We start from the raw sequence: 14,736 nt of genomic DNA, 5'->3' as shown, positions 1-14,736 counted from the left end.
TTTCATTAGTTATGATGATAGATTTAGTATACGCTTTTTGACAAAAATTTGCAAGTAAAAATCGGTTGCTAGTGCTTGGATTAAGTATCTCTGTGTGGCAAAATAACCAAGGTATGCTATAATAGTCCTTATGGATAAATTGATAAAAACAATCGCAGAAAACGGTGCTTTCCGCGCTTATGTCTTGGACGCCACCGAAACCGTTAGAGCTGCTCAAACTGCTCACCAGACCATGTCATCGTCCACTGTTGCCTTAGGGCGTGCCTTGATTGCTAACCTCATTCTAGCAGCCAACCAAAAAGGAGACAGCAAGGTGACCCTCAAAGTCATCGGTGATAGCTCTTTCGGTCACATCATCTCCGTTGCTGATACCAAAGGTACGGTCAAGGGCTATATTCAAAACCGCGGAGTGGATATTAAAAAAACTTCGACTGGCGAGGTTTTGGTCGGTCCTTTCATGGGACAAGGGCATTTCATCGTCATTACCGATTACGGCACAGGCAATCCCTACACCTCAACGACACCGCTCATTACAGGAGAGATTGGTGAAGATTTTGCCTACTACCTGACAGAAAGCGAGCAGACCCCGTCTGCTGTCGGTCTCAACGTCCTCTTGGACGATAAGGACCAGGTGAAGGTCGCAGGAGGGTTCATGCTCCAAGTCCTGCCTGGTGCCAAGGAAACTGATATCGCCCGTTTTGAAAAACGCCTGCAAGAGATGCCAGCCATCTCCACTCTCCTCAGTACTAGCCAACCACTCGATGCTCTGCTATCCGCCATTTATGGCGACGATCCCTACAAACGCCTGAGCGAGGAGCCTATCGCCTTTTCATGCGACTGCTCTCGTGAGCGCTTCGAGGGAGCTCTGATGACCCTTTCGACCAGCGATTTAAGGGACCTGGCAGAGCAGGATCACGGTGCAGAAATTATCTGTCAGTTCTGCCAGACCACCTACTCCTTTACTGAAAATGACCTAGAAAGATTGATTGATGAGCAAACTTAATTCCTCTTTTATGATTGGGAACGTTGAGATTCCCCACCGTACCGTTTTAGCCCCCATGGCAGGGGTAACCAACTCCGCTTTCCGCACCATCGCTAAGGAGTTTGGTGCAGGGCTAGTGGTCATGGAGATGGTCTCTGATAAAGGGATTCTCTACAACAATGCCAAAACCCTGCACATGCTCCACATCGATGAGAATGAACACCCCATGTCTATCCAAGTCTTCGGTAGTGATGGGGATAGTCTCGCTCGAGCAGCTGAGTTTTTACAAAAACACACCAAAGCAGATATGTTAGACATCAACATGGGCTGCCCTGTCAACAAAATCGTGAAAAATGAAGCAGGAGCCATGTGGCTCAAAGACCCCGAGAAGATTTATTCTGTCATCAGTACGGTTAAAAAAGCCATCGACATTCCCCTAACGGTCAAAATGCGGACAGGCTGGGCAGATAGTTCTCTAGCGGTTGAAAATGCCCTTGCAGCTGAGTCTGCTGGTGTGTCAGCCCTCGCCATGCACGGTCGAACCCGTGAGCAGATGTACACCGGAACCTGCGACCATGAGACCCTGGCTCGGGTAGCCAAGGCCATCACCAAAGTTCCCTTTATCGGTAATGGTGATATTCGCTCCGTTGAGGAAGCTAAATTTATGATTGACGAGGTCGGTGCCGATGCAGTGATGATTGGTCGTGGCGCACTTAATAACCCTTACCTCTTCACCCAGATTAACCATTATTTCGAGACTGGTGAGGTCTTGCCTGATTTACCTTTTGCGAAAAAACTGGGCATTGCCTATGAGCACCTCAAGCGTTTGGTGGCGCTCAAGGGAGAAAAGGTGGCAGTTCGCGAATTTCGAGGTCTCGCCCCTTACTACCTCCGTGGCACATCTGGCGCTGCTAAAATCCGAGGTAGCGTCGCTAAGGCAGAAACCTTAGAACAAGTTGAAACACTGTTTGCAACTATTGATGGGTTTGGTACGGAGTGATGTCACTGGCTTAACCAACAAGATTTGAACACTAAAAGAGGCTGACATTGACATCAGCCTTTTTTGATTATTCACAAATTATTGTTCCTATGGCCTTAGAAGAGACCAAAAAATGATGGGCTTTGCTTTTTCGGAGAAAGACTACTTTTCCACCCCTCAGCTTGTTTTCGCGTTGTCCACAACAATGCCCAACCTAGAAGAACAAAGATGACTAGTAACCATTTATGCTCGTCTGTAAATGGATTATTTCCAAAAGCATGGAGCAAGCTTGGACCGATGACCCACAGATAAGGCAGAACCGAACGCCGAGAAGCTTTGTCAAAAATCAATGTAGCCACACCCAAAGTCATCACAGCAGTTAACAACCAGTGAGAAGCGTAAGCCATATCCAGACGGGAGATTGCCTGACTGATTGGTGAACCTGATTGTTCCACAAAAGTTCCCATAAAATAAGTATGGTCCTCTAACAGTTGGAAACCGAGTCCAACGCCCAAGCCTGTTACCAACCACGACACCCGATGGCGCAACGAAAACAGGACAATAACAAGCAGGGCTACGCCCATTTTCAGCGTTTCTTCAACAATTGGCGGAGCAATACTTGCTGCCCAAGCATCTAATACGGCATTGTTGCCTAAAAGCTGCTTAAGCACCGCAATCAATTGAAAATTGAGTAATCCTGACAGGGGACCAATTGCTCCTGCACCTACTAAGATAGCAATCGGCAAAATCCAAGCGAGCTGATGATGTTTTTTCAAATAATGCCTTGCCAAAACTATCAAAGGCAGGGCATAGGCAATGAATAGAATCCCCCATGCGCTAAGGAGTTGAACAATCTGCGACCCGTTTAACCCAATACTGATAACAATAAATGCTTCATAGACCAGCCCAAGACCAACAATCAGCAGCAAAAAAATGCTCAATAGTTTTTTCATGATGTTCCTCCGTTTTATGTTTTTGTATTGTCATTGTAAGGCAATCGTCTTAAAGAAACCTTAATGGCCTTCATGACACCAACAACTCATCACGGCAATCAAAAAAGAACAGCTACCTGTATAATAAGTAGCTGTTCTCTTTTTATGCCGTCACTATAAATTTTAGTTTCTCGTTTGTGTAGCTAATTTTGAGCGTATTGCCTGCAACTAGGTCACCTGACAAGAGGAGTTCTGCCAACTTGTCCTCCACCTTGGTTTGCAAGGTTCGGCGCAAGGGACGAGCACCCAATGTGGCATCATAACCCGCAGCCGCCAAGTGCGATAGGGCTGATTTTTGGATTTTGAGTGTTATCCCCTGTTCTGCCAGATGGTTAACGAGTGGTTTTACCATAATCTTGACGATGGCTTGCATATCATCTTCGGTTAAGCTGTGGAAGACCAGTTGCTCATCAATCCGATTAAGAAATTCTGGGCGATAAGCTTTTTTCACTTCTTCAGCAATCCGCTGTGCCATGGCGTGATGGTTATGTGCCATTGATTTTGCCCCAAAACCAACTGTCTTATCGTCACGCAAAGCTGTCGCTCCGAGGTTTGAGGTCATAATGATTAAGGTATTTGAAAAATCAACTTTTCGTCCTTTAGTATCGGTCAGCTGACCATCATCCAAAATCTGTAGGAACATGTTGAACACATCTGGGTGTGCTTTTTCAATTTCGTCAAAGAGAAGGACAGCATAGGGCTTGTTGCGTACCTTTTCAGTCAATTCACCGCCTTCATCATAACCGACGTAGCCAGGAGGCGCACCGTTTAGGCGACTAGCTGCAAATTTCTCCATGTACTCGCTCATGTCAAAACGAATCAGAGCCTGCTCATCATCAAACAGAACTTCAGCCAAGGCCTTGGCAAGCTCAGTCTTGCCGACACCAGTTGGACCGAGGAACATAAAGGAGCCAATCGGGCGTTTGCCAAGCCTAATCCCTGACTGATTGCGACGGATAGCACGGCTGATCGCTGATACGGCTTCATCTTGACCGATTACGCGCTTATGCAACTCTTGCTCTAACTGCAAGTATTTCTGGCTATCCGCCTGTGTCATCTTGCTAACAGGGATCCCAGAGAGTTTGCTGAGGGTCAGCAGAATATCTTCTTTTGTGACCTGAGTAGGCCGTACTGGCTCTTTGACCTCAGCTAAGGCTGCCTTCAACTGCCTAAAGTCACCTGCTATAAGGGCTTCATCAGCCACAGACAAAAGGGGCTGTTCCTCTTGTTTGACCATCTGCTGCACCATAGCACTCGCTTCATCTAACAAATCAATGGCTGAATCAGGGAGCTGCTTGCTGGTTAAATACCGCTTCGCATATTTCACAGCAGTCTCCAAAGCTTCATCACTGATTGTTACACGGTGATAGCGCTCATAACTCTCACGGATGCCTTTGAGAATAGCCAAGCTATCAGCCAAACTAGGCTCATCAACAATAATTTTCGCAAAACGGCGTGCAATAGCGGCATCCTTTTCAATGTGTTTTTGATACTCATTGAGTGTCGTTGCCCCAACCAAATGCAGAGTGCCACGAGATAGAGCAGGTTTCAGAATGTTAGCGGTATCAAGTGTGCTGTCAATGCCTGAACCTGACCCCATAATGGTATGCAGCTCATCAATGAAGAGAATAATATCGCCTGCTGTCTCAATCTCCTCAATGATTTTTTCCATTCGCTCCTCAAAATCACCACGAAAACGAGTGCCAGCAATAACACTCATCATATCAAGCTCCAGCACACGTTTACCCAGTAGCTCATAAGGTACTTCTCCGTGGACAATCCGCTGCGCTAAACCGTAAGCAAGAGCTGTCTTTCCGACACCTGCTTCTCCCACCAAAACAGGATTATTTTTGGTCTTTCTGCTCAGCACCTTAATCATTCGAGTGATTTCCTCATCACGACCGATGATTGGGTCAAGGTTCCCACGCCTAACCTCCTCAGTCAAATCTCGGGTGTAATCTTCCAAATCCCCGACAGGAGTTGTCATGGCTCCGCCCATCATATGAAACTGGCTCATCTTAGCTTTACGCCCATGCTTGAGGTCGTAAATCTCTTTCACTTGGTCTTTCGTCAGTCCAGAATGACCTGCTAAAACATTTCTAAGGGCTGACAAGCGTAAACCAGATGTCTTGCTATTTCCAGAAACAAAGCCAACAGCCTCTAAAATTTGGTAGGGCAAGAGGTCTTTGTTAAGCAACATAGCAAATAGCAAGTGCTGGCTACCGATTTCCTTATCATTAACCAAGGTAGCAATTTGTTCCGCATCTTGAAAAAGAAGGCGACTGCCTTTGGATAAGGGCAATAGGCGTTTGGCACTTTTGGGGCGTCTCAATTCAGGTTGTTTCTCTAAAACATGTAGAGCCACGGCTTCAAATTCCTTATAGGAAACAACGTCGTCAAATTCTGCGAACGCTAAACTTGCCACAGAATCAGGAATCACCACCATGGCTAACAATAAATGCCAACTTTCAATAGACTGGCTCTTATACCGTGTTGCCTGATATTGGGCAAAATCAAGAATTTCCTTTAATTTTAATGAGTAATCCATAACCTATCCTTTTCTATCTAAGCGTTGGAGCAGACGGCGCAACATTTCTGCGCGTAGACGTGGTCCTTCAGTACCTAACAGGTCGTCTGTTGCTAAACTGAGAACAAGCTGGCCTTCTCGTCGTGTGATGAGGTTTTCATCACTTAAATAGTCCAACAACTCAGCAAAAATCTGCTCACTGAGCTGGTCTCCGATGCTTTCCATTAAATTGCAGAGCAAATGGTGCTGGTCTGAGAAGGTCAGCCGCGCAATCCGAATATAACCTCCGCCGCCTCGCTTACTTTCGACCAAGTACCCTCGACTCTCCGTAAAGCGTGTTTTAAGGACATAGTTGATCTGACTAGGCACCACGCGGAAGGTATCCGCTATATGGGAACGCTTGATTTCAGCCATTCCTGTTCTCTCTAAAATTTCTTTTATGTATTCTTCAATATGATCCGATGTGTTTTTTAGTGGCATGTCAACTCCCTTTCTTTGGAAATCTAGCACTTCATATAAGGATTGATTTCATCTGACTATCTTTGACCATTATACCATAGAATGATTGATTTGCGCCACCACAAGCACTAACTGCACCAGATAAGGCTTTTCAACTGCTATCGAAACCACTTTAGTCTATTTTAGCACACGAATGGAGTAATAAATTTTCGATAGACAAGATGAGTTTACGACCTTTGGACAAGGGCTTCCTAAAAAATACCGACTGCGTTTAGAACACGTAAAAAGCCCTCTGGATTACTCCCGAAGGGCTACATTGCCACCAAGTCGTCAGTACCAACCCAAAAAGTCGTGTAAAGCTTCTTCTAGTGATGGAAAAAGGCGCAAGCTGAGGTAGCAAAAAAGGCAAAGTAACGTTAGCAATAGAACTCGTTTTTTCACATTATCATCCTTTCACATGAGTTTATAGGTAGCCCACAATAGCAATGATATGGCAGATAGAGGCGGCGTTAATAAAGAGGTGCCAAATCAGATGATGGTAGGGCATATTTTTCTTACTGTAAAAATACGCCCCTATCGTGTACATCAGGCCACCTGCGACGATCAAGCTGAGAAAGACTGCGTTAGTTGCACGGATAATCTGAGGTAGAAAGAAGACTGCTTGCCAGCCCATGACCAAATAAATGATAAGGCTGAGTTTTGGAATGCGATTTTTGCCTAGCACCTTATACAAAATCCCACCGATGACCAAAAACCACTGCAACCCCACCATGAGCCAGCTCTGCCATTTCTCCAAAGCCATCAAAAGGACTGGGGTGTAGGAGCCCGCAATGGCGATAAAAATGCTGGAATGATCGAGGATGCGGAAAACTCGTTTGTGTGGCGAGTCATAGGCCATGCTGTGGTAGAGGGTCGAGGAGAGAAACATGAGGCTGAGAGCAACGATAAAAACACTGGCACCAAAAGCTAAGGTGACGCCTCCTTTGAGGTAGGTATGAACGGCCATCCAAGGCGATAAGCCCAAAAGCAGTAAAAACATGACACCATGGCTAATAGCATTAGCCAGCTCCTCACCGAACGTCAGGCGTTGCGATAAATTCATACGACCTCCTCTTTATTGTGTTCATTTTATTTTACCATAATAGCTGAGCAAAGAGAGAATTTTACTATCCGCTGGGACAAGTGGGGAGGAAATGTTTTATGTTGTCCTAACGCTTAACCATAATAACTAATTAAACAGCGGTCTCCTACTTTTTTATTATTACATCACTCCGAATAGATCTAGAGCTATAATTTATGCCCTATTCTAATCTAGACTGTCGTTTTCAAAAGCTAATGTGTACCTGTCAAATAGCCACTTTTTTCAGCGGTTTGTCGCTTTCTAAAACTTACTTTGCGGAAAGAACCGTATTTTCTGATATAATGGAAAGGAACTTCTAATTTAGAAAAGGACATTTCATGAAACTGATTTCTTGGAACATTGATTCCTTAAACGCTGCTCTGACATCTGACAGCCCACGGGCTCTGCTGTCTCGGGCGGTGATAGACACGCTCGTCGCTGAAAATGCTGATATCATCGCTATTCAGGAGACCAAATTATCCGACAAGGGACCGACCAAAAAACACTTGGACATTTTAGAAAGCTACTTCCCAGACCACGCTATCGTCTGGCGGTCTTCTTGTGAACCAGCTCGTAAGGGGTACGCAGGGACCATGTTTCTCTACCGCAAGTCGCTGAGCCCAATCGTTACTTTCCCTGAAATCGGCTCACCAACCACCATGGACAGCGAAGGGCGCATCATCACCCTTGAATTTGATGACTGTTTTGTCACGCAAGTCTACACCCCAAATGCTGGCGATGGTCTCAAACGTCTCGCTGACCGCCAAATCTGGGACGAAAGATACGCTGACTACCTCGCTAAGCTGGATGCTATCAAACCCGTCCTTGCCACAGGGGATTACAATGTTGCCCACAAGGAAATCGACCTTGCCAACCCCGCCAGCAACCGCCAGTCACCCGGCTTTACTGATGAAGAGCGTGCTGGCTTTACCAATCTGCTGGCAACAGGTTTCACAGATACCTTCCGCCACCTGCACGGCGATGTGACAGGCGCCTACACCTGGTGGGCACAGCGCAGCCGCACCAGCAAAATCAACAACACAGGCTGGAGAATCGACTACTGGCTTGTCAGCGACCGCATCGCTGGCAAGGTCACCAAGTCTGATATGATTGACTCTGGTACTCGCCAAGACCACACCCCAATTGTCATGGAGATTAACTGGTAAAGTAGCAGCACCATCAACACCCCTCAGCAATAAGGCTGAAGGGTGTTTTGTTCTTTAGTCTGCACTAGGCAACGGTGCAAGTCATCCTTGATATTTCTTACCTACTTTGTACCGCGACGTCTGACGCTCAGTAGTCCGAGTGCCGCAAGCATACCGCCAGCACCTAAAACGAGTAAAGCGGGAAAATCACTGGTTTCTGCTTGAGTTGCTGATGCTTTAGGAGAGGAATTTGCGCTCTTCATTTTCTTAGGTTCTGTAGTTATTGGATTTTTGGCACGTTCACTCGCTTGGTGATTTTGAGTAATTGCTTGCGCTGTTTCTGCGTTCCTTGACTGTGGGAAAGCAGCTGATATTTGACTATTTTCATCACTTCTTGTAGCAAATTCTCCAGACAGAGAGAGACTACTTGTCAGATTATGTTCTGATGGCCTTATTCTATCAGCATTCATCAAGCGCTGAGCTATGCCAACATTAAGTAAAGCAGTACCATCTGACGAATCTGGAGTAGGAGTTTCAGTTTGTTCACTTGCATCCTCTGAACCAGAACCATCGTCCACCGAGTTAGCTGGCGTATCAGTTGGTTCTCCTGCGCTACCTGAATCAGTTCCACTGTCCGATGAATCTTCTGGTGAGGTTGGAGCGGACATATCAGGCGTATCTGGAGTAGGAGTTTCAGTTTGTTCACTTGCATCCTCTGAACCAGAACCATTGTCAACCGAGTTAGCTGGCGTATCAACTGATTCACCTGCGCTACCTGAATCAGCACCACTGTTCGATGAATCTTCTGGTGAAGTTGGAGCGGACACATCAGGTGTATCAGCACCACCTGACGGATCGGTCTGAACTGTTGGTTTGCTTGGCACTGAACCATCTGAACCAGAGCCATCGTCCATCGAGTTAGCTGGCGTATCGGTTGATTCGCCTGCACTACTTGAACCAGTTCCACTTTCCGATGAATCTTCTGGTGAGGTCGGGGCAGACATATCAGGCGTATCTGGAGTAGGAGTTTCAGTTTGTTCGCCTGAACCCTCTGAATCAGAACCATTGTCAACCGAGTCAGCTGGCGCATCAGTTGATTCGCCTGCGCTACCTGAATCAGTTCCACTGTCCGATGAATCTTCCGGTGAGGTTGGAGCGGACATATCAGGCGTATCTGGAGTAGGAGTTTCAGTTTGTTCACTTGCATCCTCTGAACCAGAACCGTTGTCCGCCGAGCTAGCTGGTGTATCAATTGATTCACCTGTGCCGTCTAAACCAGCACCACTGTCCGATGAATCTTCTGGTGAACCCGGAGCGGACACATCAGGCGTATCTAGAGCTGGAGTTTCAGCTTGTTCACCTGTACCCTCTGAACCAGAACCGTTGTCCACCGAGTTAGCTGGCGTATCAATTGATTCACCTGTGCTGTCTAAACCAGTTCCGCTATCCGATGAATCTTCTGGTAAGGTCGGAGCGGACACGTCAGGCGTATCTAGAGTTGGAGTTTCAGTTTGTTTGCCTGCATCCTCTAAATCAGAACCATTGTCCACCGAATCTGCTGGCGCATCAGTTGATTCGCCTGTGCTACCTGAATCAGTTCCACTGTCCGATGAATCTTCTGGTGAGGTCGGAGCGGACACGTCAGGTGTATCTGGTGCTGGAGTTTCAGTTTGTTCACCTGAACCCTCTGAACCAGATCCATTGTCAACCGAGTTAGCTGGCGTATCAGTTGATTCGCCTGTGCCGTCTAAACCAGCACCACTTTCCGATGAATCTTCTGGTGAGGTCGGAGCGGACATATCAGGCGTATCTGGTGCTGGAGTTTCAACTTGTTTCCCTGGATCCTCTGAATCAGAACCGTTGTCCACCGAGTTAGCTGGCGTATCAGCTGATTCACTTGCGCTATCTGAACCAGCACCACTGTCCGATGAATCTTCTGGTGAGGTCGGAGCGGACACGTCAGGTGTATCAGCATCATCTGACGAATCTGGAGCTGGATTTTCAACTTGTTCGCCTGAACCCTCTGAACCAGAACCGTTGTCCACCGAGTTAGCTGGCGTATCAGTTGATTCGCCTGCGCTACCTGAACCAGCACCACTGTTCGATGAATCTTCTGGTGAGGTCGGAGCGGACACGTCAGGTGTATCAGCACCATCTGACGAATCTGGAACTGGAGTTTCATCTTGTTTGCCTGGATCCTCTGGGGTCTCAGGGGCTAGTGTTGAAGCGTCATCTTCTGCTGTGCGGTCTTTCAACTTCTCCACCAAGGCCAAGGCGTCGCTAACATCCTGAGCAGTCGCAAACTTATTGGCGAGCACATTTGCTGCATACAACCAAGTATCGTTTTCAATCGCGATTTCTTTAGTGGCTAATAGCTGAGCTAAGGCTGATTTATCAACTGTTCGTGGTTGATAAACTCTGAATTCTTTGATGCCTACTTCATTAGTACCAGGTTTTCTGGCGACAGAAGCAAACTTCACATAACGAGCTTTCTGAGGTCCAAGGTCAAGCGTGACCATTGCCGTCGTGTTTTGGGTGACTTGCTTAACGTCCCTAAAATTAGTCATGTCATCTGACACGGCGATGTTAAAGGCAGTTGCCGCTCTAGAAGCATCAAACACTACCTGCACAGCATCAAAATCAGTTTGTTCACCTAAATCAACGATAAAGTAATCATGGTCATGATTCGATGACTGCCAGCGCCCTTCTGGACCGTCTGTGTCACCATCGGTCAAGCGACCACGATGGTAAGGTTTGATGTGCTGGTTCCAAAAAGCTGACTGATGACGGTAATCATAGACAGGCTTGTGCAAGGCAACATTGACCCGTTCCAAATGTTCATTGCCAACTTCAGTTGCTTCCTGAGTTCGATTATAAACCTTGATAGTTTTGATGTAACCCTCAAATCCCTTGCCGATTTCCTTGATTGGGAGGTTAAATGAGGTTCTAAAGTTCCCACGCGTTCCTAGAGGCAACCCTTCTGTATGACTAAAAGAGGCAATCCGCTCATCGTTCAGGTAAACATTGAGTACCTCTCTGGTTCCTGTTAAGGTCAGTTTGTAGACCTTACCGCTCTCCAGTTTTGGTGCGATATGTTGTGAGTAAAAATAGCGATTGAGATTAAAACCTTCAGCAACTTCACCTGCTTGTGTTCGACCTTTGGCATTGAGGAACAAGGCCCCATCTTCTGATAAAAGCAAACTCCCCTTGTCAACATTAGTCGGTTTAAAGGTCATCTCAAGGGTGTAAGGCAAGCCCAAGGTCTGCACATCAGTCACCAGATGATTGTCTCCGTCAAATTTTAGCCATTTTTCGCCATCAAGTTCAACGATAGCCGTCCGACCTTCAGAGCGAATCCCCAAGCCGTTGGTTGACAAATCACTGACCTGGTTATCCTGAGCATAGGTCGCATCAATATTTAACAGAACTTCTGTCTTTGTCTGGTAAGGCAGGTAATTGTTGTGGAGGCGTGTGGCTTCAAGGGCTTTCTGATAATCAAGGAAACTCCGAGTTGATTTCCCATTCCAAGTCTTAAAACCAATCATAGCGAGAGATTTTTCCAAACGGTAGTATAAATCGCTCTCTTCAATCCCTTCAGCATGTTCATCCCCCCACATCGCTCCCTTGGCTCCCAAGAGTAAGGGCTCGCCCTCCAATGCCTGGCGCTGGTGACTGGCGACATCCAAATTAAACACGTAGGGCTTCCAGTGGTCGAACACATACTGCTCGTTGATGATGTCTTTATGGTTACGTCCGGGTGTGACATAGGTGAAGGGCTGTGGCACATTGACCACTCTGAAACCCTCGTTGATACGGTCAACACTCACTGATTCGTACTGAGCCCACTCATCAAAGATAATGTCTTTGGAGACTGGGGTATTTCCTTGGAAAATGCTCAACGCTCCCCAAGTTCTGAGTGTTTTACCATGCTCTTTTGCTAATTCATTCAGCTCATTTAGATAGGTTCTAAAGGCTTCTTTATTACCATTTTTTTGCCAATATTCATCAACACCAAGATGAATATGGTCATAGGTAAAAATACCTGCATCCAGATAACTGTTCAACAATTCTCGCACAAAACGCTTAGCGCGAGCCGTTTCTTCTGGATAAACTTGTTCGTTAATGGCTAGCGCTTCTAAATCATTCGGGTGATGAATAGGTTGACCAAGATAATCAATCTGGTCAGGATTGTTCAAGGCATAGAGTGAATACACCGCCGAATGCCCTGGTGTGTCGAACTCCACCAGTGTATTGATCCCAGCTGCGCCATTTTGAGCTTGGAATTTCTTGAATTCCTCCAAAGAATAGGCAGGATTGCCATAGGTATCACGGTAAAAATCGTACTCTCCCTCATAACGGTCATGCTTAAACGCTGACTTGTTAAGGCTTGGAAATGTGGTAGATTCTAAGCGATGGGCAGCTTCCGTCTTAGCCCATGCTTCAGCACTTGAGCGCGACCCATCTGGCCACTGGTTATCATTGATATGCAGGTGTAATTCGTTGAGTTTATACCAGCGAAAGAGGTGGGAAACTTCCTCTAAAAAGTCCTGTCGCATGGGAATCCGAGCCACATCAAGCAACATACCACGGATGGCATAATTAGGATAGTCGCGATAAACACCCTTGGTCAAGTGCCCTTGCGCCTGTAACATCTGAGCAAGGGTCACAGCGGCATAGTTGAAAGCCTTGGCATCTTTGGCAAAAACGTCAACCTTGTCCCCAATCCGCATCAAGTAGCCCTCGTCTTTTAGGTCATACTCATCCGTAAGTGTGAAACTAATTGTCGCCTGGTCTGCTGGTGCTGAAGACAATTGGTAGCCCAGAATCGTTTGCAGGTCCTTATTAAACAAGGCTGCCTGCTTATCTAAGCCATCAGCGACATATAAGGTTGACTGTTCGTCTAGGGTCAGAATCCCTTCGCCAGGTAAAAACTCCTGAATGTCCAAAGCGAGCAAGGGCTTAGCATTTGTCCCTGTCACTGTTTCTTGATGGCTGGCAGGGATATGAATGGTCTTATTCATTTTAGATGGGATGACCAACTCACCTGTCGTTTGATGCCTAGCAGCGACAACCATGACCACGTCCATATCATTGAGGCGGTAGGTAGCCAAACGTCCTTGGTTATCCACGACATATTGATTAGCAGAGCCGATAACCTCATAGCTATACTCGTCATCGGTATCTGCCCCAACCAGCATCACACGACCATCACGAACAATCAGGTGAGCAGCTTCTAGCTTGGCGACAGGATCAACAGGTTCTTTGACGTCTTCTGCCAACCAACCATTGACGCGGATATCCTTGACCGACACCGAATTGCCACCTGCATGGTGATTGATTCGATTGAACTGGAAACGAAGATAGCGATTGACCGCTAAAGGTTGCTCAAATACTAGGCGGTCTGTCAAGTCAACCGCCGTAGTACTGGCAGCTAGGTTGGTCGACCGATGAAGTTCTCTAAAGCTCCCCTCTTGACCTGTGGCAGAGGTCAGAATCGTATAATCCGTCGCATAAACCTTACGGAAAAAATCAATTTCTACAGCAGCTAGCTTGCCATCTGCTCCTAAATCAACCTGTAGCCATTGAGGTGTCTGCGTATCGTCTGGACGGTTAGATTGCTTCATCGGCAAGCCTGCCCAACGTGTACTAGCATCCCCATCAAACGCCTGCTCAGGTGACGTGTTCGTCCCTGCCTCCACTCCCGATGCGGTTACTGGACGGTTTAGGGCAATAGCTGCCGCTGGTTTTTCTGGTTCAGTGGTGCTATTAGCAAGCAAGTAACCGTTAAGACGAATATCTTTGACCGAAACGGCATAGCCACCCGCTCCTGCATTCACACGATTGAAACGGATACGGACATGGCGATCGAGGTCTTGTGGTGTTTCTAGAGTAAAGTGATCACTCTGATCCGCAGGACCGTGGTCAGCCAGAGCAGTCCGATGCACGACCTGCCGCCAATCAGCCTCCTGCGCATCCGACTGGCTTGCTGTTAAAACCTCATAATCAGTTGAATAAACGAGACGATAGAAATCAACACGCCCTGAGAGCAACTTAGCTTTCTGCCCCAAATCAATCTGCACCCACTGCGGAGTCTGTTGGTCAGTTGCTGAACTCCCCTGTTCTTTCATCTTAGGTGCAGCATAACGTGTCTCAGGATTGTGGTCAAAAGCATAATCGTGGGAAAAACGCTCCAGATCATTCAAATCAACACCTGAACTCGTGACCTGCCTTTGTTTATGCTGAATTAAATCTTCAACAAGAGGTTCTCCCTCCTCCAAATTAGCTAGTCGCGTCGATGTTGACAGAGAGGGTTCAGCTCGTTGATCATGCTCATCAACTGCTACGGCTGGCTCAGTTGCTCCTAAATTAGTTGTGGTTTCACTGGTCGCTTGCTCTTGAGCAAAGGCAGTGTTGACCCCCAGCAAGAAAGAGCCGATCAGTACAGAACCTGTCCCAACAGCTAATTTTCTGATGGCATAACGCTGTCGTTCATCAAATAACCGATGTTTAGCTTTCATCTCACACTTGCTCC

General features: G+C 46.8%; 8 protein-coding genes. 3 read left to right on the top strand and 5 right to left on the bottom strand.

The window, feature by feature from the left end; genetic code table 11:
- The first annotated feature begins 130 nt into the window (after positions 1-130).
- On the top strand, positions 131-1,003 hold the full coding sequence (gene hslO / locus A3GW_RS0102335; RefSeq protein WP_018367714.1) for an Hsp33 family molecular chaperone HslO: 873 nt from the start codon (positions 131-133) through the stop codon (positions 1,001-1,003).
- Entirely contained in the window at positions 990-1,982 is a 993-nt protein-coding gene (gene dusB, locus A3GW_RS0102330; protein ID WP_018367713.1) for a tRNA dihydrouridine synthase DusB, read from the top strand. The genes hslO and dusB overlap by 14 nt, the downstream gene beginning before the upstream one ends.
- 95 nt (positions 1,983-2,077) lie before the next feature.
- Here dusB and A3GW_RS0102325 read toward each other — a convergent pair whose 3' ends face one another.
- From A3GW_RS0102325 to trhA, 4 genes are all read right to left on the bottom strand, one after another.
- Positions 2,078-2,914 carry a PrsW family glutamic-type intramembrane protease gene (locus A3GW_RS0102325; protein WP_018367712.1) on the bottom strand — a complete coding sequence of 279 codons (837 nt, stop codon included), beginning with the start codon at positions 2,912-2,914 and terminating at the stop codon, positions 2,078-2,080.
- A 142-nt stretch (positions 2,915-3,056) separates the two neighbouring features.
- On the bottom strand, positions 3,057-5,501 hold the full coding sequence (locus A3GW_RS0102320; protein WP_018367711.1) for an ATP-dependent Clp protease ATP-binding subunit: 2,445 nt from the start codon (positions 5,499-5,501) through the stop codon (positions 3,057-3,059).
- Between the two features lie 3 nt (positions 5,502-5,504).
- Positions 5,505-5,960, bottom strand: a complete 456-nt coding sequence (locus tag A3GW_RS0102315; protein ID WP_018367710.1) for a CtsR family transcriptional regulator — start codon at positions 5,958-5,960, stop codon at positions 5,505-5,507.
- 442 nt (positions 5,961-6,402) lie between these two features.
- Complete coding sequence (gene trhA / locus A3GW_RS0102310) at positions 6,403-7,041, bottom strand: PAQR family membrane homeostasis protein TrhA (RefSeq protein ID WP_018367709.1); 639 nt, start codon at positions 7,039-7,041, stop codon at positions 6,403-6,405.
- A gap of 356 nt (positions 7,042-7,397) precedes the next feature.
- Here trhA and A3GW_RS0102305 point away from each other — a divergent pair, with 356 nt between their 5' ends.
- Positions 7,398-8,225: an exodeoxyribonuclease III gene (locus A3GW_RS0102305; RefSeq protein ID WP_018367708.1), complete on the top strand. Its 828-nt coding sequence runs from the start codon at positions 7,398-7,400 to the stop codon at positions 8,223-8,225.
- A gap of 101 nt (positions 8,226-8,326) precedes the next feature.
- Here the strand turns inward: A3GW_RS0102305 and A3GW_RS0102300 are convergent, their stop codons facing one another.
- On the bottom strand, positions 8,327-14,722 hold the full coding sequence (locus A3GW_RS0102300) for a discoidin domain-containing protein (RefSeq protein WP_018367707.1): 6,396 nt from the start codon (positions 14,720-14,722) through the stop codon (positions 8,327-8,329).
- Positions 14,723-14,736 lie beyond the last annotated feature (14 nt).

The sequence above is a fragment of the Streptococcus entericus DSM 14446 genome (assembly GCF_000380025.1).
In the GTDB taxonomy this organism is placed as follows: domain Bacteria; phylum Bacillota; class Bacilli; order Lactobacillales; family Streptococcaceae; genus Streptococcus; species Streptococcus entericus.
This window is presented reverse-complemented; position numbering and strand designations above follow the sequence as displayed.